Annotated in this window: 24 protein-coding genes and 1 riboswitch; of the genes, 8 read left to right on the plus strand and 16 right to left on the minus strand. The window is 55.0% G+C overall.

Going from position 1 to position 23,876, the window contains the following annotated elements:
- Nucleotides 1-7 precede the first annotated feature (7 nt).
- From TH3_RS03530 to TH3_RS03540, 3 genes are all read right to left on the minus strand, one after another.
- The gene (locus TH3_RS03530; protein WP_007091291.1) at nt 8-661 is read right to left on the minus strand and encodes a LysE family translocator; all 654 of its coding nucleotides are present in this window, start codon (nt 659-661) and stop codon (nt 8-10) included.
- Nucleotides 662-807: 146 nt separating this feature from the next.
- Complete coding sequence (locus TH3_RS03535) at nt 808-1,494, minus strand: DsbA family oxidoreductase (protein WP_007091292.1); 687 nt, start codon at nt 1,492-1,494, stop codon at nt 808-810.
- A gap of 230 nt (nt 1,495-1,724) precedes the next feature.
- Nucleotides 1,725-1,985, minus strand: a complete 261-nt coding sequence (locus TH3_RS03540) for a hypothetical protein (RefSeq protein WP_007091293.1) — start codon at nt 1,983-1,985, stop codon at nt 1,725-1,727.
- Nucleotides 1,986-2,266: 281 nt separating this feature from the next.
- Between TH3_RS03540 and cimA the strand changes: the two genes are divergently transcribed.
- A complete protein-coding gene (gene cimA / locus TH3_RS03545; RefSeq protein WP_040060498.1) occupies nt 2,267-3,880 on the plus strand; it encodes a citramalate synthase in 1,614 nt (537 codons plus the stop codon).
- A 62-nt stretch (nt 3,881-3,942) separates the two neighbouring features.
- Here the strand turns inward: cimA and TH3_RS03550 are convergent, their stop codons facing one another.
- From TH3_RS03550 to TH3_RS03570, 5 genes are all read right to left on the minus strand, one after another.
- Nucleotides 3,943-4,449: a hypothetical protein gene (locus TH3_RS03550; RefSeq protein WP_007091295.1), complete on the minus strand. Its 507-nt coding sequence runs from the start codon at nt 4,447-4,449 to the stop codon at nt 3,943-3,945.
- 4 nt (nt 4,450-4,453) lie between these two features.
- Nucleotides 4,454-5,692, minus strand: coding sequence for an agmatinase family protein (locus TH3_RS03555; protein WP_007091296.1), 1,239 nt, complete (start codon nt 5,690-5,692; stop codon nt 4,454-4,456).
- Nucleotides 5,693-5,747: 55 nt separating this feature from the next.
- Nucleotides 5,748-6,566: an ABC transporter ATP-binding protein gene (locus TH3_RS03560; protein WP_007091297.1), complete on the minus strand. Its 819-nt coding sequence runs from the start codon at nt 6,564-6,566 to the stop codon at nt 5,748-5,750.
- A complete protein-coding gene (locus TH3_RS03565; protein WP_007091298.1) occupies nt 6,566-7,387 on the minus strand; it encodes an ABC transporter permease in 822 nt (273 codons plus the stop codon). Before TH3_RS03565 ends, TH3_RS03560 begins: the two co-directional genes overlap by 1 nt.
- Nucleotides 7,388-7,553: 166 nt before the next feature.
- Nucleotides 7,554-8,624, minus strand: a complete 1,071-nt coding sequence (locus tag TH3_RS03570; protein WP_007091299.1) for a putative urea ABC transporter substrate-binding protein — start codon at nt 8,622-8,624, stop codon at nt 7,554-7,556.
- Between the two features lie 106 nt (nt 8,625-8,730).
- Nucleotides 8,731-8,838: riboswitch (guanidine-I (ykkC/yxkD leader) on the minus strand.
- Nucleotides 8,839-9,136: 298 nt separating this feature from the next.
- Here TH3_RS03570 and TH3_RS03575 point away from each other — a divergent pair.
- From TH3_RS03575 to TH3_RS22600, 4 genes are all read left to right on the plus strand, one after another.
- Nucleotides 9,137-9,928, plus strand: coding sequence for an RNA methyltransferase (locus TH3_RS03575; protein ID WP_007091300.1), 792 nt, complete (start codon nt 9,137-9,139; stop codon nt 9,926-9,928).
- A gap of 314 nt (nt 9,929-10,242) precedes the next feature.
- Nucleotides 10,243-12,342 carry a methyl-accepting chemotaxis protein gene (locus tag TH3_RS03580; RefSeq protein WP_007091301.1) on the plus strand — a complete coding sequence of 700 codons (2,100 nt, stop codon included), beginning with the start codon at nt 10,243-10,245 and terminating at the stop codon, nt 12,340-12,342.
- Nucleotides 12,343-12,558: 216 nt separating this feature from the next.
- Nucleotides 12,559-13,176 (plus strand): 30S ribosomal protein S4, encoded by a 618-nt coding sequence (rpsD, locus tag TH3_RS03585; protein WP_007091302.1) that lies wholly within the window; start codon nt 12,559-12,561, stop codon nt 13,174-13,176.
- 200 nt (nt 13,177-13,376) lie between these two features.
- On the plus strand, nt 13,377-13,787 hold the full coding sequence (locus TH3_RS22600) for a YbhB/YbcL family Raf kinase inhibitor-like protein (protein WP_202965957.1): 411 nt from the start codon (nt 13,377-13,379) through the stop codon (nt 13,785-13,787).
- 84 nt (nt 13,788-13,871) lie between these two features.
- Here TH3_RS22600 and TH3_RS03595 read toward each other — a convergent pair whose 3' ends face one another.
- The 4 genes from TH3_RS03595 to TH3_RS03610 all read right to left on the minus strand — a co-directional run bounded on the left by TH3_RS03595 (nt 13,872) and on the right by TH3_RS03610 (nt 18,093).
- Nucleotides 13,872-16,076, minus strand: coding sequence for a mechanosensitive ion channel family protein (locus tag TH3_RS03595; protein ID WP_007091304.1), 2,205 nt, complete (start codon nt 16,074-16,076; stop codon nt 13,872-13,874).
- A gap of 205 nt (nt 16,077-16,281) precedes the next feature.
- Nucleotides 16,282-16,617 carry a Grx4 family monothiol glutaredoxin gene (gene grxD / locus TH3_RS03600; RefSeq protein WP_007091305.1) on the minus strand — a complete coding sequence of 112 codons (336 nt, stop codon included), beginning with the start codon at nt 16,615-16,617 and terminating at the stop codon, nt 16,282-16,284.
- Nucleotides 16,618-16,714: 97 nt separating this feature from the next.
- Nucleotides 16,715-17,623: an EamA family transporter RarD gene (gene rarD / locus TH3_RS03605; protein ID WP_007091306.1), complete on the minus strand. Its 909-nt coding sequence runs from the start codon at nt 17,621-17,623 to the stop codon at nt 16,715-16,717.
- Nucleotides 17,624-17,859: 236 nt separating this feature from the next.
- The gene (locus TH3_RS03610) at nt 17,860-18,093 is read right to left on the minus strand and encodes a BolA family protein (RefSeq protein WP_007091307.1); all 234 of its coding nucleotides are present in this window, start codon (nt 18,091-18,093) and stop codon (nt 17,860-17,862) included.
- 329 nt (nt 18,094-18,422) lie between these two features.
- On the opposite strand from TH3_RS03610, the gene TH3_RS03615 reads away from it, so the two are divergent.
- Both TH3_RS03615 and TH3_RS03620 read left to right on the plus strand, forming a co-directional pair.
- The gene (locus TH3_RS03615; RefSeq protein WP_007091308.1) at nt 18,423-18,938 is read left to right on the plus strand and encodes a glyoxalase superfamily protein; all 516 of its coding nucleotides are present in this window, start codon (nt 18,423-18,425) and stop codon (nt 18,936-18,938) included.
- A gap of 77 nt (nt 18,939-19,015) precedes the next feature.
- The gene (locus tag TH3_RS03620) at nt 19,016-19,405 is read left to right on the plus strand and encodes a GIY-YIG nuclease family protein (RefSeq protein WP_139328299.1); all 390 of its coding nucleotides are present in this window, start codon (nt 19,016-19,018) and stop codon (nt 19,403-19,405) included.
- Here the strand turns inward: TH3_RS03620 and TH3_RS03625 are convergent.
- The 4 genes from TH3_RS03625 to TH3_RS03640 all read right to left on the minus strand — a co-directional run bounded on the left by TH3_RS03625 (nt 19,402) and on the right by TH3_RS03640 (nt 22,942).
- A complete protein-coding gene (locus tag TH3_RS03625; RefSeq protein WP_007091310.1) occupies nt 19,402-20,538 on the minus strand; it encodes an FAD-dependent monooxygenase in 1,137 nt (378 codons plus the stop codon). The two genes, TH3_RS03620 and TH3_RS03625, sit on opposite strands and share 4 nt — an antisense overlap.
- Before the next feature lie 35 nt (nt 20,539-20,573).
- Nucleotides 20,574-21,572 (minus strand): GTP 3',8-cyclase MoaA, encoded by a 999-nt coding sequence (gene moaA / locus TH3_RS03630; protein ID WP_007091311.1) that lies wholly within the window; start codon nt 21,570-21,572, stop codon nt 20,574-20,576.
- 200 nt (nt 21,573-21,772) lie between these two features.
- The gene (locus TH3_RS03635) at nt 21,773-22,606 is read right to left on the minus strand and encodes a hypothetical protein (RefSeq protein ID WP_007091312.1); all 834 of its coding nucleotides are present in this window, start codon (nt 22,604-22,606) and stop codon (nt 21,773-21,775) included.
- Nucleotides 22,607-22,756: 150 nt separating this feature from the next.
- Complete coding sequence (locus TH3_RS03640; protein ID WP_007091313.1) at nt 22,757-22,942, minus strand: DUF3553 domain-containing protein; 186 nt, start codon at nt 22,940-22,942, stop codon at nt 22,757-22,759.
- A 316-nt stretch (nt 22,943-23,258) separates the two neighbouring features.
- Between TH3_RS03640 and TH3_RS22220 the strand changes: the two genes are divergently transcribed.
- Complete coding sequence (locus TH3_RS22220; RefSeq protein ID WP_110252634.1) at nt 23,259-23,873, plus strand: histidine phosphotransferase family protein; 615 nt, start codon at nt 23,259-23,261, stop codon at nt 23,871-23,873.
- The last annotated feature ends 3 nt before the right edge of the window (nt 23,874-23,876 follow it).

Consider the following 23,876-nt stretch of genomic DNA (forward strand, 5'->3'; position numbering starts at 1 on the left):
GCGCGATTCAACGCCCGGCAAGCAGGCGAATACCAACCGCGGCAAAGAACACACCCAGCAAACCATTGATCCAGCGCGCCGCGCGACGATACAGCGAAATCGCCGGTGCGGTCGAAAAGGCGGTGGCATAGGCGAAATGCACAAGTGTTGAAATCGTGCCACAGCCAATCACGATCACCCATCCTACCCAAAGTGGCGTGCCATCGGCAAAGCCGATGGAGATGATGGCAATCCATGTCAGGATTGCCTTGGGATTTGTCAGGTGAAGGCTCAGCCCACGACTGAAATACCCGACCGGCGAGATGGTTTTATCATCGCGCGCAATGGCATCGCCAGCCGGTTGGGTGGGCCGGAAAGCGGAACGAAATGCCTTGAAAGCCATCCATAAAAGATAAATCCCGCCGGCAATGCGAATGATGGTCATGGCATCAGCCCAGCTTGCCAGAAGGGCAGAAAGACCCGTCAGGGTCAGAATGCCGATGCAAAGCGAACCTGTTCCGATCCCGATGGCAAAGCAATGACCGGCACGGCGACCGCGTTCAAGCGAGACACCCATCAGACCCAACAAGGCAGGGCCGGGGCTGATCAAGCCCATCAGAAGGGCGGCATAGGCAAGAAATATTCCCGGCAAATAGGGGGCGATATCGGCAAAGTCGATCATGGGGCGATCCTTTGTCAAACATGGTGGCAAACATGCCGTGGTGGCGGCATGAAAACTGTACGCCCCGGTTGTAGTTCTGTCGAGAATGCAAAAGCCCCGGCGCGAAAGGCAACCGGGGCTTTGGATGATCATATCCGATGACGGTATCAGTCTTCAAAAATGACTTCGTCGTCGGCAACCTCGACCTGACGGGCGATTTCGGACAATGCCTGTTCGAAAACTTCGGGCGGATGGCCGCCGGAAATGGCGTATTTGCCGTTCACGACATAGGTCGGAACCGATGAAATACCGGCATTGCGGAATTCTTCCTCTTCGGCGCGGACTTCCTTGGCGAACATGTCGCTGCCAAGAATTTCGTCTGCCTTTTCCGGTGACAGACCAACCTCCTCGGCGGCGCGTTTGATCACGCCGTGATCGCCGGGATTTTCGCCTTCCTGGAAATAGGCGCGGAACAGGGCCAGTTTCAGTTCGGTCTGTTTGCCTTCCTTGCCCGCCCAATAAAGCATCCGGTGCGCATCAAAGGTATTATAGATGCGGCTGTCCGAGCTAAAGCGGATGTCGAAGCCGACATTTTCACCCATCATCGAAATACGGTCGCGATTTTCCGCACTTTGATCCGGGGTAAGGCCGTATTTTTCCTTGATATGTTCTGACAGGTTCTGCCCTTCCGGACCCATATCCGGGTTCAGTTCGAACGGGTGCCAGCGCAGTTTGATGTCGACCTGACCGTCCAGACGCTCAATCGCCTGTTCAAGGTTTTTGTAGCCGATGATGCACCAGGGGCAGACAACGTCGGAGACGATATCGATCTGCATCGGGATGCCGTTGCTCATGAATTGTGCCTTGTCTTATGAATATCTGGATGGGTCACACATAAGCGGTATGAAGCCAAACGCAAGGACAGAAATGCGTAGGCTTAAAAGAAACGGCCTGTCCGGGGGAGACAGGCCGTCATATGTGCAACAACTCGGCGGGGGGAGGTAGATTAATCATCTAATCCGAGTTTCGGGGGGTGCACGTGGGACGCTTCTGATGGCAGCGCGGCCAACAGGGGAGGCGAACTTCAATCCATGCCGTCGATATTCTGGCGACGGGCGTTGTCGACCATATATTCGGCAAAGGTTTCAAGGGTAGGACAGGACCAGTCTGCCGCCGTTTTTTCGCCGTCACGTTCCCATTGACCATACCAGCGGTCATCAGGTTCGAGAGAGATCGTATAGGCGGCGAAACGGTCGGACGCCGTCCAGCTGTTTTTGCCAGCACGGTGCCAGGTCAGACCCGCAAGCAGCATAACGTCAAAATCTTCGGCGGCTTTCAATGCCATCTTGGTGTCCCTATCCATGCGAAGCCCGAAGAAATGGGGGGTGTATTCCCAGTCACTTCACAATGTATGGTAGAGTTAATCATTACTACCATGCCTTTACAACCATTCAGGGGGACAGGTTTGCTATCCTAAAGGTGGGCAATTAGGCGATTTTGGGCAAAAAGAAGCGCATAATTGGCATGTCTTGTAATGCGGTTGCGTAAATGACGGTTTTGCGGCAATTTGCCAGACCGTCCGGCACATGCCGGAACAAGAGAAGATCGATCAGTTTTGGAATGAATATGTCAGACAAGCGCGTCTATCTATACGACAGTACCTTGCGCGACGGGCAGCAGACCCAGGGCGTGGATTTTTCGGCAGCGGACAAAACCGCAATTGCCAAGGCACTGGACGAGCTGTCGATTGACTATATTGAAGGCGGTTGGCCAGGTGCAAACCCCACCGATGACGCATTCTTTGCCAATCCACCGAAACTTAAAAATTCGAAACTGACGGCATTTGGCATGACGCGGCGCGCGGGGCGTTCGGCATCAAACGATCCGGGATTGACGACGCTTGCACAAAGCGCGGCGATTGTTTGCATGGTCGGTAAAAGCTGGGATTTTCAGGTGACCGAGGCGCTCGGGATCGAGCTTTCGGAGAACATTGCGATGATTTCGGAATCCATCGCACATCTCAAAAGCCAGGTTTCCGAAGTCATGTTCGATGCCGAACATTTCTTTGATGGCTACAAGGCCAACCGCGACTACGCGCTTGCCGCGATCAAGGCGGCCTACGAGGCCGGTGCGCGCTGGGTTGTCCTGTGCGATACCAATGGCGGTACCCTGCCCGATGAGATTTTCGACATTGTCACCGATGTTTGTTCCCATGTTCCGGGCGAGAATGTCGGCATTCACTGCCATAACGATACCGAGAATGCGGTGGCGAACTCTTTGGCGGCGGTCCGGGCCGGGGCACGGCAGGTGCAGGGCACGCTGAATGGTCTGGGCGAGCGGTGCGGCAATGCCAACCTGGTTTCGATCATCCCGACATTGATGCTGAAGATGGGCTATGACGTTGGCATTTCACACGAACAGCTAGCCCATCTGCGCCGGATTTCGCACATCCTTGATGAACGGCTTAACCGCGAACCAACCCGTCAGGCGGCCTATGTCGGGGATAGTGCATTCGCGCATAAGGGCGGATTGCATGTGTCCGCCGTGGAAAAGAACCCGGCCTGTTACGAGCATATCGAGCCGGAGCTTGTAGGAAACCAGCGTCATATCCTTGTGTCAGATCAGGCGGGGCGTTCAAACATTCTGGCCCGGTTCCGCGAAATCGGGGTCGAGGTCGATCCGAAATCCGATGCAGTCGGCAAGCTTGTCGAAGCGGTCAAGCAACGCGAATTTGATGGTTATGCCTATGACGGTGCCGAAGCAAGTTTCGAACTTCTGGCGCGCAAGGCACTGGGCGAGCTTGACCGTTATTTCCGTGTGACATCGTTCCGCGTGATTGACGAACGCCGCTGGGTGGACGAGCAGGATGAACAGGTCATCACCATGTCCGAAGCGACCGTCAAGGTCGTGGTCGGCGATGGACAGTTCATGTCCGTGGCCGAGGGCAATGGCCCGGTCAACGCGCTTGATGCCGCGTTGCGCAAGGTGCTTCTGACCGTGCCGGAATATGTCGAGCCCGTGCAGCAGATCGAACTGATCGATTATAAGGTCCGCATCATAACACGTGGTGATGGCACGCGCGCAGTCACCCGCGTCATGATCGAAAGCCGCGATGCCGAGGGCAATAGTTGGTCAACGGTGGGGGTTTCCACCAACATTATCGAGGCGTCCTATAACGCGCTTCGGGATTCTATTACCTATAAACTGTTCAAGTCCGGCGTACGCAGCCAGCATGCGTGACGGTTGGTTCAGGCGATAAAATGGCAAAGGGCGCGTTTTTTTTGATCCGCGCCCTTTGACGTTTAGATTTGATGGTGATGCGGGTGGTCATGACTTTGATCGTGATGATCGTGTCCATGTTTGTGCCCATGCCCAAAGCGTGCGGCCATGAAGCTTAGCAGGTCGATATCGGCCCGTTCGGTCATCGACACATAGGTGAATGTCATGGTTTCGCGTTCCTCGATCATGCTGCCGGGGAACGGCAGATAAGCCAGTTCGCGGGTAGCAAAGGCCGGGCAGGCGGTGCCGATTTGCCAGTTGGTTGTGATTTTGGCATCGACCAGATGCATGGTCAGGCCATCCTTGCCGATCTTTTGAAACGGGATATCGGCAAGGCGAAGGTAGCTTGCCTTGTCATCGGCTTTGCGGAAGCCTTCGACGAAGCTTGAGGACAGGACCTGTAATTCCTCGGCATGGTCGGCGTCGCTTTGGCCGTGGACATGGGAATGCAGGTGATCGTGGTCCGGGGCGTGATTATGCCCCGGTCCGTGAGAATGGTTGTGGCCGTTATCGTGATGATCATGGGGCATCTGGTTACTCCACGTCCGGGCCGGCGGGGATGTTGACCGGTTTGTCGATGATGCCGCGATGCGATCCCATTTTGCCATGTGACACCAGTGTACCCAGCACATCGACAATCACGCGCGTTGCCAGCAGGGCGGTAATGTCCGAGCAATCATAGGGCGGCGAAACTTCAACGACTTCAAGGCCGCAAATTCCCTCTGCCGCGACAAGCGATACAAGCTCCAATGCCTCGCGCGGCAGGAAACCGCCAGGTTCGGGCCAGCCGGTGCCCGGAACGAAACCGCAATCGACACTGTCGATATCAAACGAGATATAGACCGCATCCGCATCCTTCCATGCCAGTTCAAGCGCGCGCGCGGCGGTTTCGGCCAGTCCGAGTTCCTCGACATCGCGCATGGTGAAGATGTTGGTATTGCGATTGCGTGCAACTTCGACCCCTTCGCGCGGCACCTGCCAGCCGCCAATGCCGACCTGCACAAGGTTCACCGCCGGAACATTGACCAGATCGGTGGCATGGAACCACGGCGTGGTGTGCATGCGTTCATCAAGGTCTTTTTCCTGAATGTCGATATGGCGGTCGAAATGCACGATGCCGATACGTTTGGATGTGCATTGCGCAATGCCACGCACGCACGGGAAACCGATGGAATGATCGCCGCCGATCATGATCGGCAGTGCGCCACTGGATGCAACGTGGCTGACCGCGCGCGTAATCTGATCAAAGGTTTTTTCGATATTGGCCGGGATGGTGAAAACATCACCTACATCGCAAAGCGTCATCTGTTCGCGAAGATCGACCCCCATTTCATAGTTATAGGGCGTGTAAAGGGCGGATATCTTGCGAACCCCCTGCGGGCCGAAACGCGTGCCGGGGCGGTATGTCGTGCCGCCATCAAACGGGATGCCTATAACCGCCGCGTCATAGGCACCGACCTTGGTGACGTCTTCGATATAGGGTGCCTTCAGAAACGTGTTGATCCCGGCATAATGGGGCAGTTCGCCCCGGGCAAAGGTCGGGATCGATTTATCGGTCAGGCAATCCGAGCCGGTCAAACCCATGCGAAGCGCCCACTGCTTTTCCTTTTCCCAAGCGGCAGATGGCAGCAAGGCTTCTTTTTCCGCCGATTTCCAACCACGCAATTGCAGCTTGTCGAAATTCGGGTGGTGGTGACGGGTTGCGGCGGGGGCGGGCAATGTTCCGGCCACGCGATGTCGGCGGACATTTTGGGGGGCAAAGAAATCGCGCATAGTTGTTTCCTTCGGGTTGCGTCAGTCTTTGTTGGGGTGGCTTTCGGGTTTGAAATCAGGGAACCGGCGCGGTCGCCATCAGGGCGGCCGAGAAATTCATGCCGTCGGTTTCATCGGTTTCGCCATTGGCACCGGGAAGCGGTGCGGCAGACAGGTCAATCGGCAGGTCGTATGTGATGGTCGCGCCATAGGCTTCTGGCGCGTGCGGATCATCGCGCAACTTGTCAAATACCAGCATCCGGGTGCCGAGTTTGAAGGCCTCGTGGATGTCGTGCGTGACCATGAAGATCGTCATGTCATGCGCCTTCCACAGGTCCAGCAGCAATTCATGCATGTCATTGCGAATACCCGGATCAAGCGCGCCAAATGGCTCGTCCAGCAGCAGCACGCTGGGTTTCATTGTCAGGGCCTGAGCAATGGCAAGGCGTTGCTGCATGCCGCCCGAAAGCTGACTTGGATATTTGTTGGCCGCTGGTGACAGGCCGATGGTTTCAAGTAGTTCGGCAACATCATCGCGGGCCTTCTTGCGCGCGCGACCAAACAGGCGCCCGGTCAGTTTGCGGGCGGCAAATTCCGCGCCGATCATGAGGTTTTCAGCAACGGTCAGATGCGGAAAAACCGAATAGCGTTGAAAGACAATGCCGCGATCAGGGGTGGGTTGTTGCGGCAGTGGTGCGCCATCCATCAGGATATCGCCGCTGCTTGGCAGCTCCTGGGACAGCAGCATGCGTAAAAAGGTCGATTTGCCACAGCCCGATGCCCCGACCAGCGTGCAAAACGCCCCGGCTTCGATATCCAGATTGATGCGTTCAAGCACCGGATATTCGCCGTAAGACTTGGTCAGGTTGCGGATCATGAATTTCGGGTCGCGCATCACAGGCTATCCCCCGAAAGGTGGTTCCAAGGGAGAGCCTTGCGCGATGCCATCAACAGCAACCGGTCAAGAATAAAGGCCAGAAGCGTGATCCAAGCGACATAAGGCAGGATCACATCCATCGCGAGGTAACGACGCACCAGAAAGATGCGATAGCCAAGGCCGCTGGTTGATGCGATGGCCTCGGCGGAAATCAGGAAAATCCATGCCGGGACAAGGCCAAGCCGGATGGCAATGATCAGTTTTGGCATGACTTGCGGCAAAACCACACGCGCGATCATTTGCCAGGTCGAGGCGCCCAGCGTTTCGGCCTTGATGATCAGTTCGCGCGGGATATCCATCACCGCCTGCGCGATGGTCCTGATCATGACCGGGGCGGTGCCAATCGCGATCAGCATTACCTTGGAAGTCTCGCCCAATCCGAAAATGATGAACAGGATCGGCAGGATGGTGATCGGTGGGATCAGGGACAGGGTGGCGACAAAGGGCGCCAGCCCGCGCCTTATATGCGGAATGAAGCCAATGGAAATGCCAAGCCCGATGGCAAGCAGGGTGGAAATGAAAATGCCGACCGCAAGGCGCGACAGGCTATCGATCGTATCAAGCCACAGAAGGTAATCGCCCGACCGTTTGTCGGCCTCGAACCCCATGCGCCAGATCGCATCTCCCAAGCTGCCAAGCGACGGCAAAAGCTTGTCGGCCGGATTATTGATCCGGCGCAGATGGCTTGCGATGGCATAGGCCCCGATCAAAAGCGCAAACGGGATCGAGCCCAGCAATATGGCTGCGCGCCGGGAAAGGGTGCGATTGATGATACGCATGGCCGTCACCTTGCAATTGCAAAAACGGGGCAGTGGTCAAGACGGGGCAAAAATCTGAAAGGTCGGCCATCCGAACCTGATGCAACTGGTGCAACGAATGTTACAAGGCCGGATGGCCGACAGAGTTAATCAGCGAAGCGCTTGGTGGCGTGGAGAATACACGGTTTCAAAGCTCGCCCTTGGCGGCCATCTCCATATAGGTCGTGTCAAATTTCAGCTTCACATTGGCGCTATCGCCATAGATGCTGCCATCCGGGAAGCTGACGCCGACGAATTCCGGGCTTGGTGCGCCTTCACCAAGGATGCCCTTGTCGAACAGGAATTCGGCGACGAATTTCATGGTTTCGGGAAGCTCGGTCGATTTGGTGAATTCAACCGCCTTGTCCGGGGTAAAGAACATCGCCGTGCTGGCAAGCTGGGCATCGTATCCGGCAAGATCGGTGCCTGATGCTTCGGCCATCGCAGTGCGTGCGGCAATGCCTTCGTCGGTGTCGGATGCCATGATGCCCATCAATTCATACCATGCGCCAACCAGTGCCTTGCCGAAAGCCGGATTGTCGGCAAGGGTTTCGGTGTTGACCATCATGATATCGATGATTTCGCCGGGGATACCCGCACTATCAAAGACGAGTGTCGCGTTATCGTTGGCGGCAATTTCCGACAGAAGCGGCTTCCATGTCACGACCGATGTCACATCGTCGGTGGCATAGGTCGCGATCATGTCGGCGTCGGATGTATTCACGACCGTGACGTCCTGTTCGGACAGGCCGACCTTTTCAAGTGCACGCGCCAGCAGGTAATGGGAAACGGAAAGTTCAACCAGATTGACGTTTTGCCCCTTGATGGCGGCAAGGTCAGTTGCGTTTTTCAGGATGATGCCGTCATTGCCGTTGGAATAATCGCCAACAATCAGGGCGGTGGTATCAACGCCGCCACCGGCCGGGATCGAAAGCGCGTCCATATTGGTCATTGAGCAGCCGTCATATTCGCCGACGGTATATTGGTTGATCGATTCAACGTAATCGTTGATCTGCACGATATCGACCGAGATGTCGTATTTGTCGGCCCATTTTTTCATGATGCCGCTATCTTGCAGATACCCCCACGGCATCCAGCCAACATAGATCGACCAGCAGACTTTGAAATCGGACTTTTGTTCGGCGTGGGCGGGTAGGGAAGCCAAAGAGGCAGAAAGGACGGCGGCAAACGAAAGTGTTTTGAAAAACGTCTTTAACATGTGTGCGCTCCTGCTTGTTTTGCGGATCACTTCGGATCAGTCAATTCAAGAAAGGCTCTTGCACACAAACCGGGAGAAGGCTTGTGCGCGACAAACCTGTGCAGTTGTCTCCCGGGATTTTGGCCCGCCGTGTCACCAGCCTGTGAAACTCTGGCTGGCTTGCGCCTCTTGGACCAGCATTCCTTTCGGAACCGGAACCCTAGGCGCGCTGCACACTCAAACAGAAGCAATGCATATGCCAGTCACCTGAAATACGTCTTTGGATGTTGGTAATGCTATGGAAATAAAGGATAATACTAATGTTAGTGACGCTGCCTGTTGCGCGAAATGAATATATGCAGCGCACAAATTTTGATTAAAAAATGACCATAAAAATAAATATGATCAAAAATAATGCATCTTCCGTGCGTGTAATGTGTGCTGGCATCGTGCATTGGCTTTTGGTAAAGAAGCGCCAATATTGACGGGCATGCCCGCACTTTACCCCATGCAAAGACCGGAGAATTCAAGCGATGAGCGACGTCGCAGACGCGGCTATGCCGGATGGCGCAAGACCCGAAACCGGCGGTATCGCCAATCCGCCTGTCATCATCCTGATCGAACCGCAGCTTGGTGACAATATCGGCAAGGCGGCGCGCGCCATGCTCAATTGCGGTTTGGTTGATTTGCGCCTTGTGCGACCGCGTGATGGCTGGCCCAATGAGCGGGCAACCGCGAATGCGTCGGGGGCTGATATTGTCATCGACAATACCAAGGTGTTCGAGCGCGAAGAAGATGCGCTCGCGGATCTGAACCGGGTTTATGTGACGACCGCGCGGGCGCGCGACGCGATCAAGCCGGTTTTTACCCCAAAGGGACTGGCACCTGAAATGCGCGCCAATGTCGCGCAGGGGGAAAAGGTCGGCGTGATGTTCGGGCCGGAACGCACCGGTGTGCGCAACGAACATATTTCGATGGCCGATGCGGTCGTGACAGTGCCGCTGAACCCGGGCTTCACATCGCTTAACCTTGCGCAGGCTGTGCTGCTGATCGGGTATGAATGGTGGCAGGCCGGTGTCGATGTGCCCGATTACCAGATGATGATGAACGATACCTTCCCGGCAACCCGGGACGAGTTGGATCGTTTGTTCGAACATCTCGAGGCGGAACTGGATAATTCCGGTTTCTTCCGGGTCGAGGCAAAACGCCCGAATATGGCACGCAATATCCGCAATATTTTCAACCGCGCTAACCTGACCCACCAGGAAGTTCAGACACTTCGCGGCATGATCGTCGCGATGCGGGGCGGTAAGCACAAGCCATAGCTGCATGTCTGCTTCTGTGCAGATTGGTACACAACACCCGCCGATTTTGGCGGGTGTTGTTGTTTGGGGTGCTTTCAGTATTCGGTCGACAGCTTGGTGCTGCCCCGTGAGTCATGACCGGCTTTATGTGAATTTTTTTAGACAAATGTAATAATGTAAGGCGATTTGTAATTGTAGTTACAAAATTATCCGTGACATCGCCTGTTTTCCCGACCTATCCTTGAGTCTGGGGTTCATAACACAATCTTATAAGAGATGGGTCACCCGGACGGGGGTTCAGAGGTTTCTCAAATGTTTGAGCATTGGGGTGGGGTATGAAGGGATTTCTAAATCTTTCGGTCAAGGTTCAGCTGCTGATTTCGATGGCGGCACTTGCGTTTTCTGCGGTTGCGGTGGTTTTGCTGGTTACGCAATCTTCGTCATTCGATGCCATTCACAAGGTATCGGTCGAACAGGCGCGCGAACAGGCTTATCGATATGCCAATTCGGTTTCGGAGGAATTGAATATTCCGGCGGAAGCCGTTCGTTCGACAGCCTCGGCGCTAAAAGGCATGGTTGCGGCAGGTAAGCCTGACCGCGAAGTTGCCGGTGAAATCATTTCCGAATTACTGCGTCAGCATCCCGGGATTGTCGGCAGTGGAACGGTGTGGGAACCGAACGCCTTTGACGGTGCCGATAGCAGCAACGCCAATGTGGCAGGCAGCGATGATGCCGGTCGGTTTGTGCCCTATTTCTATCGTGATGCATCGGGCAAGATCGCGTTTGAGCCGCTGATCGGGTTTGAAACGCCGGGGGATGGCGATTGGTGGTTGGTTCCCCGTGACGAACGACGTGAAACCATTGTCGAACCTTATGTCTATCCCGTGAACAATGTCGACGTGTTAATGACAACCATCAGTGCGCCGGTATTTGAGGGGGAACCGGGCAGTAAGGTGATTGGCGGCGTAACCGTCGATCTGGCGCTTGAAACGCTGCAGGGCATTATCGACCAGATTGCCTTGCCCGAGAGTGGTATGGCTACCCTGATTTCAGAAGGGGGCTATGTTGTCGCACACAGTGCCAAGGATCGGGTTGGGCAGAATATCAGCGATATTGATCCGGCACTGGCACCGGTCCTGGAAAGTATTGGCAAAGGTGAGGCTTTTGGCCGTGAAATGAAGCTCGGTGCCGATAGTGCGTCTTACTATGTGACCTTTACACCGATATCGATTGGCAAAACGGGTACGAACTGGGCATTGGGTACGGCGATCCCGATGAAAGCTATTCTGGCAGAGGCAAATAACCAGCTTTATATCGCCCTCGTCGTCGCGGCTGTTGCAGTTCTTGCGGTTGCGATTATCGCCTTTTGGCTTGGCGGTGCGTTGGGGCGTCCGGTGTTGCGGATGACCGAACGGATGAATGCGCTGGCGCAGAATGATGTCGATGTCGAGATTCCCTATACTGATCGTTCGAACGAGTTTGGCCGCATGGCACAGGCCGTTGCGGTGTTTCGGGAAAATGCCGTGCGTGTTCGCAATGCCGAGGCCGAAAAACTTAAAGCCGATCATGTGGCCGAGGAAAGGCGCCGTGCCCAGTTGAACGAGCTTGCAGACTCGTTTGAAAGTTCTGTTGGAGGAGTGGTCGGCTCGGTGAGCAATGCTGCGGATCGTTTGTCGTCGTCTTCCGGGGTCATGAACCAGATCGCTGTTGACACGCGATCACAGGCCGCAGCGGTGAATGCAGCCGCCGAAGAAGCATCCAATAATGTACAGACTGTGGCTTCCGCGACCGAAGAGCTGTCTGCGTCTATCCGTGAAATTTCGTCGCAGGTTGCGCAATCAAACGAGATTGCGGGCAATGCCGTAGAAGAAGCCAACAGAACAAACCAGTTGATCGGTGGTCTTGCCGATGCGGCGGAAAAGATCGGCGATGTTGTAACCTTGATTCAGGATATTGCGTCGCAGACAAATCTTCTGGCGCTGAATGCGACAATCGAGGCTGCGCGTGCCGGGGATGCCGGCAAGGGCTTTGCGGTTGTTGCAAATGAGGTCAAGAATCTTGCCAGTCAGACCGCGCGTGCAACAGACGATATTTCCGGTCAGATCGGCGGTATTCAGGGGGCAACCAGGGATGCGGTCGAGGCAATCGGCGGGATCACTGAAACCATCGGTCGCATCAGCGAAATCGCATCGACGATTGCGGCCGCTGTTGAACAGCAGGGGGCGGCGACCGAAGAAATCGCGCGCAACGTCGGGCAGGCGGCACAGGGCACGACCGAGGTTACGTCAACGATCGGACAGGTGACGGCATCGACCGGCAAAGTTGGCGAATCTGCAAGTGATGTTGCAAGTGCTGCTGAGGAACTGACCGGGCAGGCTGCAAGCTTGCGTCAGCAGGTCGAGCAATTCCTGCGAGATATTCGGGCAGGCGTCTGATTTTGCATTGAAAATCGGCTAAACGGTTATCAGGGGCATTCGGGTTGGGAAACCCGGATGCCTTTTCGTTTGACTCTGCGGTCTTGATCTCTATATTGCGCCTCACTTCCGAGAAAGTGGGGCGAAACAGGTGTTTTCGTCCCCGTTCCTGTTTGGGTTAACCGAAACAAGAAACTATCGGGACAATAAAGTGATCTTAAAAAAGAGAGTTACAAAATGTCGAAACGTATTGCTGCAAAGCATAAGATTGACCGCCGCCTTGGCGTGAACCTTTGGGGCCGTGCAAAATCGCCGCTGAACAAGCGCGAATATGCACCGGGCATGCACGGCGCGACCCGCCGTAAAAAGCCGACCGATTACGGCACCCAGCTGTTCGCCAAACAGCAGCTTAAAGGCTATTACGGTTCCATCTCCGAGAAACAGTTCCTGCGTTACTACAAAGAAGCATCGCGTCGTCCGGGCGATACTTCCGAAACGCTGGTCGGTATTCTCGAGACCCGTCTCGATGCTGTTATCTACCGCATGAAATTCGTTCCGACCGTGTTCGCAGCGCGTCAGTTCGTTAACCACGGCCACATTCTTGTCAATGGCAAGAAAGTCACCATTCCTTCTTACCTCGTTAAAGAAGGCGACGTTGTTGAAGTCAAACCGGCTTCGCGCGAAATCCCGATGGTTATGGAAGCTGCCAACCTGAACGAACGCGACGTTCCGGAATATCTTGACGTTGACGCGAAGGCCTTCAAAGGCACCTTCGTTCGCGTTCCGAAATTCGCAGAAATCCCGTACCCGGTTCAGATGCAGCCGAACCTGGTCGTTGAATTCTACTCGCGTTAATTCTTATCGGATTTCGCGAAGACGAACACAAAACGCCCGCTGGAAACAGCGGGCGTTTTTGTTTTGCTGATGCGTTATCTGAGCAGGTGTTGGTTTACTTCAAGTTGCATTCTACTCTTGAGGGCGGGTTGACACCTTTGCCTGCTTCCTGAATGCTGATCTGTGCTCTTTATGTATATTTTCAGGTTGAGGATGAAGTCATGAAGATGTTGAAAATGGCAGCGATTGTTGGGCTGTCTGTGCTTGGGTTAACTGGCTGCCAAACAACAAAAGAGGCTGCAAATATGGTTGCTTTGGATGTGTCATTCGATTGGCATGGAACTTCCGCCTGCTCCACCAAGCCGCCTGCGTTTGTCATTTCAAACATTCCTGCTGATACAGCATCACTCCGCTTTAAAATGGTTGATCTGGACGTTCCAACCTACAATCACGGAGGAGGGACGATCGATTATTCTGGTTCCAGTAAAATTCCTGCAGGTGCCTTTTCCTATAAAGGACCGTGTCCCCCGAGCGGATCGCATGACTACCGCTTTACCGTCACGGCTTTGAATGCCGATGGCAGCATGATTTTGGGTAAAGGCGAAGAAACCCAGGCATTTCCACCCAAGTAAGCCAAATTGTCTTACTTTGGGCATCAAGCTCTGTAATCTCGAACTTCCGAGCCATTCGGTTCGGAAGTTCGTTTTGGGAATGGATCAAGCATACGGCTTGTTAACCTGTTCGGATGCCTGCTGGGCAGCGGCGGCAATCGCTTCTTTCTTCTGTTCCGGTGTGGCGTCGTCGGGCACATCGACCTTCACATTGCGCGATGCCATGTGGATGCCGTTTTCCTTGAACATCGCCAGAACGCTTTGATAGACGGTTTTGCGGATGGTGAATTGTTCGCCGGGCTTGGCGGTATATTTAAGCCCGATCACCATGTTGAATTCTTCCATCCGGCGCACGCCCTGAGATTTCAGCGGTTCGATAAAGCTGTCACCGATCAGCGGATCTTCAAGCAGTTCGGCAGAAAGCTTTTTGACCAGCTTCTTGATCTTGTTGACGTCGGTTTCAAACGGCACACGGAATTCAAGTTTGACGATCACCCAGTCGCGGCTGTGATTGATGATCGATTTGATTGCGCCAAAGGGCACGGTTTGCAGGGGGCCACGATGATGGCGCAACTGCATCGACCGGATCGAGATATTTTCAACCCGTCCGCGCAGATTATCGACTTCGATATATTCGCCAAGCCGGAAGGCATCATCAAGCAGGAAGAAAACCCCTGCGACAACGTCGCGTACGAGCGCCTGACTGCCAAAGCCGATGGCAAGGCCAACAACGCCAGCACCGGCAATCAGCGGGCCGATATCAACCCCAAGGGCGGACAATGTCACCATCACCACCATAATGACGATGACGGTCAGCGCGAAGTTTTTCAAAAGCGGTAACAGGGTTTCAATCCGCGATAACCCGGTGCCGCCCCCTTCGCCGTCGCTATGTCCGCCGCCCGCGCCGCTTTGGCTCATGCGCTCGTCAAGGAACGCCTTGATCAGGGACCAGACCAGATCGGCGATCAGCAGGATCATGATGATCTCGGTCGAGGCATCAAGCGCTCGCGCGATGATCCCGGCATCTTCGGCAAGCGCAAGTCGATCAAATCCCCAGATACGCCAGAAACTGGCAAGAACAAAGACGATGGCCAGAAGCCGCACACCGCGTTTCAGAACCGGGGTAAAGACCGGAAGGTCCGGCTGAACAGGTTTGAATTCTTCCCCGGCTTCAATTGTCGCTGCTTCGGCGCGGGCATTGATGGCATCTGCTTTGGCCTCGGCCATTCTGGATTTTTTGCGATGCTGGCTTTCGATGATGTTGCGGAAAATTACATCAAACAGGCAGGCAATGCCAATCGCCAGCAGGCACTTCATGAAACGGTCTGCCGCCAGAATGGTCGTCGCGCCGAGTGCCATCAGATAGGCGCAAACAATGACGGGCCATAAGCGGGAAAGCGATACGGGCAGGGCAATCTTTTCAACTGCGCCCGTGAGCCGGTGAGTAGCGAAATAACGCGTCAGCGAAACCGTCGCGATGCAAAACGCCAGAACACTGATCACGACCGCGATATCAAAAAGAATGATGTCGCTATGGACCATTGCCGGTGACTGCCGGAAAACCCCGGCCAGTGCAAAGGCAAATAATGACACGCCGCTTGCGATGGTGATGGTACGTGCCAGTGTCGCTGCGGTCTGCGGATCGACATCGATCATCCGAAGGCCTTCAGCCTGCGGCGCAAACAGGAATTGCAGCACGATCATGACAAGACGCAGAACAAAGAACGCGGCGAGCATCGACAGAAGCGCTCCCTTCATCAGGGGCGGCCAGTCAAAAATCATGAAGGCACCGATTGAGCCGATGGCAAAGACCGTCAAAGACAGTAGCGACAGGACGGATAAAAGCGCCATCTGACGCAGCCGGTCGAAGAAGCGGGTAGGGTGTTGTGCTTCAAGATAACTACAGAGCGGGGCAGCAGCCCGGCGATACAGAAATTCGACGATCAATCCTGTACCAACAAAAATCACGGTGAACAGGGCAAGGCGCATCAGCCCTCTACGGCCGATATCTGATGACAGAAAATCGCCGGTTTGTGCCATTTCATCGGGAAAGGTTTCAAGGCCGGTAATCGTATCTGCAATCTGTTCGCGGGTGCGTGCCACCCCGGCATCAAGGAAGTCGTAATAGCTGAAGGTCGTTTCAGCCGTATCGGACAAGGCATCATCGGACGGATCGGTTGTTTCCGTGGTCTGTTCTTCGTTTTGAGCGGCCATTGTAGCCAAGGCAGGCTGTGCATGTGCCCAGTCTGGCATGTCCGCCACAAGCAGCCAGAGGCCGAAACACATCAGGATTTTTGTTGTGATTTTCATAATGTCCCGCCCAACGTCCTGTTCGTAAAAACGAATTCCTTTTGGCAAGATGATACAGCCAAACAGGGGTATTAAGGAATGGTTTTACAGCATCGGCCCATATGCACGCAGGGCTTGGGGCAATAAAAAACGCGCCGGGCATCTGCGCGGCGCGTTTTAAATCATCGGGTGTCAGACCGGTTCGGGTCTGCGCCATCCGCCTTGATCAGGCAGCGACAGCAACGCCCTTGTCTTTGAGGTGCTGGGCCAGTTCGCCCGAGGCATACATTTCACGAACGATGTCGCAACCGCCAACGAATTCGCCTTTGACGTAAAGCTGCGGAATGGTCGGCCAGTTCGAGAAGTCCTTGATGCCCTGACGGATTGCCGGGTCGACCAGAACGTTGATGTCCTTGAACGGCGCGCCGAGCTCGGCAAGGACCTGAACGACGGCGGCCGAGAAACCGCATTGCGGGAACATCGAGGTGCCCTTCATGAACAGAACGACGTCGTTATCGTTGATGTCTTTCTGGATGCGATCAAAAACCGGATTGTCGGTCATGTTGGTTGTCCTTGGCTGCAAAGGCGGCGATCTCTCTGCCGCGATATTTCGGGTTATGGTTTTATGGCCGAAGATATGGCTGGAAGGGGCGGTTCTGTCAACTCTTGCGGCGTAATTGCCGTGCAGTCCGCAGATTATCCCAGGTGAAAATGCCAAGTCCGATCCAGACCAGCGCGTAAGTTATCATATGCGCCTGGGTAAAAGTTTCGCCGAGCAACAGAACCGCGACAAAGAACTGGATCGTCGGATTCAGATACTGCATCAGGCCAAGCGCGGAAAATTTCATGTTCCGGGCGGCAAAGGCAAACAGCACCAGCGGAATGGTTGTGACAGCACCCAGCGACACCAGCAGGGCATCATGGCCGATTCCCAGATTGGAGAAGGCCATGGTGCCCGATGCATTCAGCCAGACCAGATAGCCAAATGCCATCGGCGACAGCAGCAGACATTCGACAAACAGACCGGCAATCGGATCGGCCGGAACAAATTTGCGGATGACGCCATAAAAGCCGAACAGCAACGACAGGCTAAGCGCAATCCACGGCAGTGATCCGAAAAACACCAGAAGGTTCAGAACCCCGGCAAAGCAGATCAGTACCGAGACGATCTGAATGCGATTAAGCTTTTCGCCAAAGAAGATGCGACCAAGGATCAGCATGATCAGCGGCATGATGTAATAGCCAAGGCTGGCTTCAAGCGCATGTCCGATATGGACCGACCAGATATAGATCACCCAGTTCCCGGCGATCAGCAGGCTGCTTATGAATAACAGTCCCATGGTGCGCCTAGACGACAGCAGGTCCCACAATCGCGCACGACGTTTCAGGACAAAAACCAGTGTCAATGTCAGGATCGCCGACCATAGGATGCGATGGGCGAGAATTTCAAACGGGCTCGCGAAATCGATGATTTTGAAATAGAAACCCAGAAAGCCCCAGATGACAAAGGCACCAAGCCCCGCCAGCGGTCCGGCACCGATCAAAGCCGGTTTTTGGGATGAGGACATCGTTATTGAACCATGGTCATTTTGTGGGGCCAAACGGCAGGTGCCCGATGGGCAGAACGATATTCAAGCCTGAACTCGAGCGGAAACCTGGATATTGATCCGGGTTCGAATACGGGTAGTCATTCTGGTCTAGGTCGGGAATTATCAAGGGCACCGAAGCTGATCGGTGCCCGTAATTTTCTGGCGGCCTTGCAAGGATGGTGGTAAACGCAAGGCGGCCCTGTGTGGCAAGGAACTTATTCCGGTGCGGAAGTCTGAAGCGCAAGGGCGTGCAGGTCACCGCCCATTTTGCCTTTGAGGGCCGAATAGATCATCTGGTGCTGCATCACGCGGGTTTTACCGCGGAAGGACTCGGACACAACGATTGCCGCATAATGATCGCCATCACCGCGAAGGTCCTCGATGCGGACCTGTGCATCGGGAAGGGCTTCCTTGATCATCGTTTCGATTTCGTGGGCTTCCATGGCCATGGCGCTAATTCCTTATAATTGGTCGAATACCCTTGCGCCCTGTTTGGCGCATTCATCCGGGTGCCCGGCGATATTTGTTAATTCTGGTATATGTTGTCCCTGTAGGGGCTGTCAATTTCTGCAAGCGGTAATGCGCTTCGCGCGGTCAAAGATATGGTGATGCTTGTGTTTTGCGGCACATTGCGCTACGAAATGCACGGTTGCACACACCGGCCGTTCGCGGGGCTTTGGCTCATGGTAAAGTGATGCAGACGATTTTATCGGTTCCCCGTCTTCTTGTGACGTCGGACCGGCAATGCGGACACCCGGCCTCCTGTCAGGAGACGAAAATGACCCAACCCGTTCATAACCCGCCCGAAAAGCCTGAACGCACACCTGTCGAGCTTGCCGATTTTGCGAAAATCGCATCGGGCGATCCGGCGGAAATGCTTAAGCAGCAGGCAAAGCGCCTGCGCAAGGCACTGGCCAGCCGCAAGATGACGGTTTCCCACACCGGAAGCCTGGAGCTTCTGGCGCAAAGCCACGGATTTCGTGACTGGAACACCGCGATTGCCATGACGCGCAAACGCGAACCGGTCCGGATTGCCGATCTTGGTATCGGCAAACGCTTTGCTGGGTCCTATCTCGGCCATGCGGTGTGCGGCCAAATCCGCGGTGTCACCAGAACCCCGGTTGGCGGTGTTTACCGGATCGAGGTTCATCTGGATCAGCCTGTTGATGTCGTGACGTCGGAACGTTTTAGTGCCTTGCGACAGCGCATCGCGTCACGGATCAACGAGGATTGTGAACCCGTGCTTGCCAATGGCACGCGCGGCCCCGGTCTTTCGGTTGATCTGCTGCTGTGACTTTGACGCGGCTTGTTGCTGACATAAATGATGAAACCCTCCGGCAGCTTCCCAAAGTTGCCGGAGCCTACATTCTCGTGATTGATCTTTCTGCTGATCTGGTTTTACGGAACAAACGCTTCGCCGGGGCCATCCTGCGCCGGGGCACTTATCTTTATTGCGGTTCTGCCAACGGATCGGGTGGCATTGCGGCCCGTGTCAAACGTCATTGCCGGACGAAGAAAAAACAGCATTGGCATGTCGATGAACTGACCAACGGCACCGGGCACGTGGTTGCGATGCTTGTCATGCCCGATGGGTGTGAATGCGATTTGCGTGCTGCTTTGGGTATGGTGCCGGGCATTTCCATTCCGATTGCCGGGTTTGGCAGTTCGGATTGCGCGCGTTGCCCTGCACATCTGCTGGCGGCGGAAAGCCATGCCGTTGCGATGACGGCAATCGCGCAGGTCCGAAAGGCGTTCACCTAGTCCTTGCGGTTGCCTGCCGTGCCGTCAATCAGCGGACGGAAGCCCGATGCAACAATCTTCGAGCCGATCCTGCGCATAAGGGTATTGCGCAACCAGACACCGGTCTTGCCGCGGATTTTGGCGAAACCCATGCGTTGCAGGGATTGTTGCTGGACCCAGTGTGCTTCGGGCAGTCGGGCGGCCTGCCAGTCGGCAAGCGCGGTTGTGATATCGGATTGCGCGCGAAAGGCATTGGCCAGTGCCAAGCCATCCTTGATCGATTGCGTTGCCCCCTGTGCCATGGTCGGAAGGGTGCCATGTGCCGCATCCCCGATCAGGGCCACACGCCCCGCAACCCATTCGGGCATGACCATTTGCTGAAGACGGCCTTCGTGAATGATGGTGTCCGTTCCGATTGTGCCGAGCATATCGCGCACTGGACCATCAAACCGGGCAAAATGGGCGGCAAGCTCGCTTGTCGGCAAGTCGTGTATTCTTTCGCCCGGATCATAGGTGCTGGCATAGATATAAAATCGGCTATCCCCCACCGGCATCACCAGAATAACCTGCCCGTGACCGATGATGAATTTGGGCGCTGTCAGGCCGAAGGGATGATCCGTGATCCAGCGCCAGCAGATATAACCGGTCGGCTGCGGGACATGTTCCGGGCCAAAAACCAGGCGTCGAACGGCTGAATTGATCCCGTCCGCACCGATCACAAGATCAAAGCTGCCGGTCGTGCCGTCAGTAAAACGAACCTGTGCCTGATCGGGTGCGTTACTGATGTCGGATACGGAAAGACCAAACCGGATGGTCGGTGTTGTCAGTCTGGCGCACAGGATTTCGTGAAAGTCGCTACGCGTCAGGGCCTGAAATGTCGGCCAGCCGAGCTGTTCGGTTTCAAGCGCAAACAGTTTCCGGTCACGATGATCGAAATAATCCAGTCGTGGAAAGGCACAGGATTTGTCGGCAACATCCTGATCAATGCCAAGGTCTCGAAGGGCCGTCACCGCATTGCCGGGCAGGTGCAACCCCGCCCCGGTGGGTTTCCAGCCATCAAGGGTTTCGGCAATCGTAATGTCATGTCCGTCGCCTTGCAGGGCAATGGCCGCAGACAAACCGGCGATGCCGCCGCCGACAATCAGAATGTTCATTTTATGCCTGTAACTGGAATGGGGTGATGTTCGGATCAGCCGCCCGTCATGCTCATATGGCGACCGACTGCGGGTTTCTGGCCCTTGCGGTCGATGACGAAATCATGGCCCTTGGGTTTCAGCAGCATGGCTTCGTCAAGTAGACGATCAAGGGTTTCGGGTGCGCCCGAGCGGAGGGCCGCGCGCAGATCAACGTGGTCTTCCTGACCAAGGCACATGTAAAGCGTACCGGTACAGGTGACGCGCACGCGGTTGCAGCCCTCACAGAAATTATGGGTAAGCGGTGTTATGAAACCAAGACGCCCGCCGGTTTCGGCCACCGTGACATAGCGCGCCGGGCCGGGGGTGACATATTCGGACGGGATCAGAGTATATTCCTGTTCCAGCCGTTCACGAACGGCGGTCAGCGGCAGATATTGATCTGTGCGATCCCCGTCAATATCGCCAAGCGGCATGGTTTCAATCAGGCAAAGATCAAAGCCTTCCTTGCCGCACCAGGCGACAAGACGGGAAATTTCGTCTTCGTTGAAATTGCGAAGGGCGACCGTGTTGATCTTGATCTTGAGCCCCGCCTGTTTGGCAGCTTCAAGCCCGCTTAGCACCTGTTCAAGGCGGCCACGGCGGGTGATTTCGGCGAATTTCTGATGATCAAGACTATCAAGCGAGATGTTGAGCCGTTTGACGCCAAGACGTGCCAGATCATCGGCGTAGGTCGCAAGCTGGCTGCCATTGGTCGTCATGGTAAGTTCGTCAAGCGCACCGGATTTAAGATGACGCGACAAATCCCTGATCAGGTCCATGATGCCACGGCGCACCAGTGGCTCGCCCCCGGTCAAGCGCAGTTTGCGTACACCGCGCGCAATGAAGGCCGAACAGAGCTGATCGAGTTCTTCAAGTGTCAGGACTTCGGATTTTGGCAGAAAGATCATGCTTTCGGCCATGCAATAGGTGCAGCGGAAGTCACAGCGATCCGTCACCGATACCCGAAGGTACGATACATGGCGGCCATATTTGTCAATCAGCGGTCTGGTCATGGCGGCGGCGCTTGTTTCTGTTTATTGGTCTGGAAACGCTATGTAATGCGCAAGTTCGACTTTGGCACAGGGGGGATTGATTTGGCCACCCCGATTTGTGATGAAATCATCACCTTTCCGTCAGATAACATCAGAAAAACCGCGGGAAATATCCGCCGCGATGTTTCTATCTGTCAGGAAATTCAGGCATTATCGAATGCCTATTCCCAGTTTTCGGCTTCGCGGATGTGGAGGGTCGCGACGTCGCGATCAAGCGATGCCATGACATTGCGTAGCGTCTCGACATTCTCGCTGCCAAGCTTGGCAACCAGTTCGGCCGAACGTTCCGGCTTGGACAGGGCGGAACGTACATCGCGGAACAGGGCGCGCAGCAATCGTACACAATGTTCCTCGGTAAAGGTCCATGCATGATCGCCATGTGGCATGTTGTCATTGACCAACTGGATCATCCAGTTTTTACGCCGCTCGTAATCCTTGAAATGCAGGGCCATGCGCGAGAAGACCAGATTAAGCCGGTTGGCGACCTGAGGCTCTTCGGCAAGGTGATCCCAGTAATCTGTCGGATCACGCAATTCATCTTCTTCGTCGGCATGCTGTTCAATGATGGTCTGTATTTCGCCATCGATTTCCTGCAGCATATCCATGCCAACCATCATGCGGATGACCTTGAAGAAGGGTTGCAGGATTTCGCGCGACAGTGCCCCATGTTCCAGATCGCCCGCTTCGCGGCCTTCAAGCTGATGGGCAAAACGGCTGACCAGAAGGCGGCCCAGCGGATCGTGGCGGACAGCGACATTCTGGCGGGTCTTGACGGTATCAAGATCGGCTTCAAGCGTCATCCATGCCGCGTCAAACAGCTTGTTCTGCCCGCGCAAGGTTTCCAGCGCGCTTGAAATCTGTTCGGCGCTGATGGTGCCGCCATGCGCCTTGGCCTGTTCGATGAGGCCAGCGGCAAATTGTTCGAGTACGGCGAATGCGGCGGAGTGGTGACGCTGTTTGAAGCTGTCCCGCGGTGGTTTGACGATTGCAATCATTTACCCGTTCCGACCTTGTTATCATTTAAATCAGATCACCGGATTGATTCGCCCGGTAGCCGATGGATGCGATCTTGCGTATCAAATTCCGTCAAGACGCCGAATTATTCAATCTTTTCATTTCAGCAAGTTCCGTGCCATCGCAGGCGGTTATTCATAGCCGACGGCAGCCTCGACAATTTCAAGCACGACATGACGTGGGCGGATGATCTGGCGTCCGGCTTCTTCGAAATTTACGGCGATCCTGTCGCCGTCTACCGCCTGAATGCGACCAAGGCCCCAGTCGGGCTGGCCAGGATGGCGGACAATGGTGCCAGGTGTGAGCAGAAAATCCATGATCAAGCTCTTTTGTCTGATGTTCGTCTTTTTAATATAGTCAGGCAATAGGCCCGGAACAAATAATGCGCAATGATGACAGTCACATCTTTTGAGGCCCGTCGATGATGGGCAAAATTTGCCGGTCTGCAAATGCGGCAAAAATCCGCAGGTTAAAGAAGGTTTTAACACATCAGGCTGCAATCTGGGCGCGGTTTACACCGACCGTGATCCGATCATGTCCCAAATATCGACCGGGCGGCCAGATGTGAGCCACGTATTGTTTTGGGGAAGCAGTGCGGACCTGTTGAACAGAATTCTTGGAGATACCCGTTACATGGAACAGGACAGAGCAGTGGAACTGATCCTGATCGAGCTGATCAGCTCGCGCATTTGCCACGACCTTGTCGGGCCTGTGGGGGCTGTGAATGCCGGTGCCGAGCTGATGGGGGAGGCCGGTGTTGCCGATGACGAGGCACTTGCGCTGATGCGCAAAAGCGGGCTTGAGGCCGCGCGCCGGTTGCAATTGTTCCGTCTGGCATTCGGGCGCGCAGGCAACAGCGTTGACACAAAATCGATGCGCGATGCGGTTGCCCAGAGTTTCGAGGCCGAAGGCAAGGTGACCCTTCTGTGGGATCAAACTGGAATTGGAATTGATCCAGCTCATGGAAGGCTTGTGCTCAATATGGTGATGTTGGCCCGTGAAGCTTTGCCGTTTGGTGGGGATATTGTTGTTACCTGCGAATCCGGGGGGCGGATTTCGGTCAATGCAACCGGAAAACGTGCCGCGTTTCGCCCCGATGTGGAAAATGTCATGAAAAATGAAGTGGCCCCGGAACAGCTTGATCCCCGGACCGTACATGGCTTTTTCCTGCGAAATCTTGCGCATCGGACTGGTGGTGCGCTTTCAGTCTTGCAAGAGGACGGAAATGTTGCATTGATCTATGATTAAAAA

The sequence above is a fragment of the Thalassospira xiamenensis M-5 = DSM 17429 genome (assembly GCF_000300235.2).
Classification (GTDB): Bacteria; Pseudomonadota; Alphaproteobacteria; order Rhodospirillales; family Thalassospiraceae; genus Thalassospira; species Thalassospira xiamenensis.

Excerpts from the sequence above, each read along its gene's own strand:
- grxD (WP_007091305.1), bottom strand. The coding sequence starts at position 16,617 with ATGACCGACAATCCGGTTTTTGATCGCATCCAGAAAGACATCAACGAT.
- cimA (WP_040060498.1), top strand. The coding sequence starts at position 2,267 with ATGTCAGACAAGCGCGTCTATCTATACGACAGTACCTTGCGCGACGGG.
- TH3_RS03595 (WP_007091304.1), bottom strand. The coding sequence starts at position 16,076 with ATGAAAATCACAACAAAAATCCTGATGTGTTTCGGCCTCTGGCTGCTT.
- moaA (WP_007091311.1), bottom strand. The coding sequence starts at position 21,572 with ATGACCAGACCGCTGATTGACAAATATGGCCGCCATGTATCGTACCTT.
- TH3_RS03530 (WP_007091291.1), bottom strand. The coding sequence starts at position 661 with ATGATCGACTTTGCCGATATCGCCCCCTATTTGCCGGGAATATTTCTT.
- TH3_RS22220 (WP_110252634.1), top strand. The coding sequence starts at position 23,259 with ATGGAACAGGACAGAGCAGTGGAACTGATCCTGATCGAGCTGATCAGC.
- TH3_RS03625 (WP_007091310.1), bottom strand. The coding sequence starts at position 20,538 with ATGAACATTCTGATTGTCGGCGGCGGCATCGCCGGTTTGTCTGCGGCC.
- rpsD (WP_007091302.1), top strand. The coding sequence starts at position 12,559 with ATGTCGAAACGTATTGCTGCAAAGCATAAGATTGACCGCCGCCTTGGC.
- TH3_RS03550 (WP_007091295.1), bottom strand. The coding sequence starts at position 4,449 with ATGCCCCATGATCATCACGATAACGGCCACAACCATTCTCACGGACCG.
- TH3_RS03570 (WP_007091299.1), bottom strand. The coding sequence starts at position 8,624 with ATGTTAAAGACGTTTTTCAAAACACTTTCGTTTGCCGCCGTCCTTTCT.
- TH3_RS03560 (WP_007091297.1), bottom strand. The coding sequence starts at position 6,566 with ATGCGCGACCCGAAATTCATGATCCGCAACCTGACCAAGTCTTACGGC.
- TH3_RS03580 (WP_007091301.1), top strand. The coding sequence starts at position 10,243 with ATGAAGGGATTTCTAAATCTTTCGGTCAAGGTTCAGCTGCTGATTTCG.
- TH3_RS03565 (WP_007091298.1), bottom strand. The coding sequence starts at position 7,387 with ATGCGTATCATCAATCGCACCCTTTCCCGGCGCGCAGCCATATTGCTG.
- TH3_RS03575 (WP_007091300.1), top strand. The coding sequence starts at position 9,137 with ATGAGCGACGTCGCAGACGCGGCTATGCCGGATGGCGCAAGACCCGAA.
- TH3_RS03640 (WP_007091313.1), bottom strand. The coding sequence starts at position 22,942 with ATGGATTTTCTGCTCACACCTGGCACCATTGTCCGCCATCCTGGCCAG.
- TH3_RS03540 (WP_007091293.1), bottom strand. The coding sequence starts at position 1,985 with ATGGCATTGAAAGCCGCCGAAGATTTTGACGTTATGCTGCTTGCGGGT.
- TH3_RS03555 (WP_007091296.1), bottom strand. The coding sequence starts at position 5,692 with ATGCGCGATTTCTTTGCCCCCCAAAATGTCCGCCGACATCGCGTGGCC.
- TH3_RS03610 (WP_007091307.1), bottom strand. The coding sequence starts at position 18,093 with ATGGCCATGGAAGCCCACGAAATCGAAACGATGATCAAGGAAGCCCTT.
- rarD (WP_007091306.1), bottom strand. The coding sequence starts at position 17,623 with ATGTCCTCATCCCAAAAACCGGCTTTGATCGGTGCCGGACCGCTGGCG.
- TH3_RS03615 (WP_007091308.1), top strand. The coding sequence starts at position 18,423 with ATGACCCAACCCGTTCATAACCCGCCCGAAAAGCCTGAACGCACACCT.
- TH3_RS03535 (WP_007091292.1), bottom strand. The coding sequence starts at position 1,494 with ATGAGCAACGGCATCCCGATGCAGATCGATATCGTCTCCGACGTTGTC.
- TH3_RS22600 (WP_202965957.1), top strand. The coding sequence starts at position 13,377 with ATGAAGATGTTGAAAATGGCAGCGATTGTTGGGCTGTCTGTGCTTGGG.
- TH3_RS03635 (WP_007091312.1), bottom strand. The coding sequence starts at position 22,606 with ATGATTGCAATCGTCAAACCACCGCGGGACAGCTTCAAACAGCGTCAC.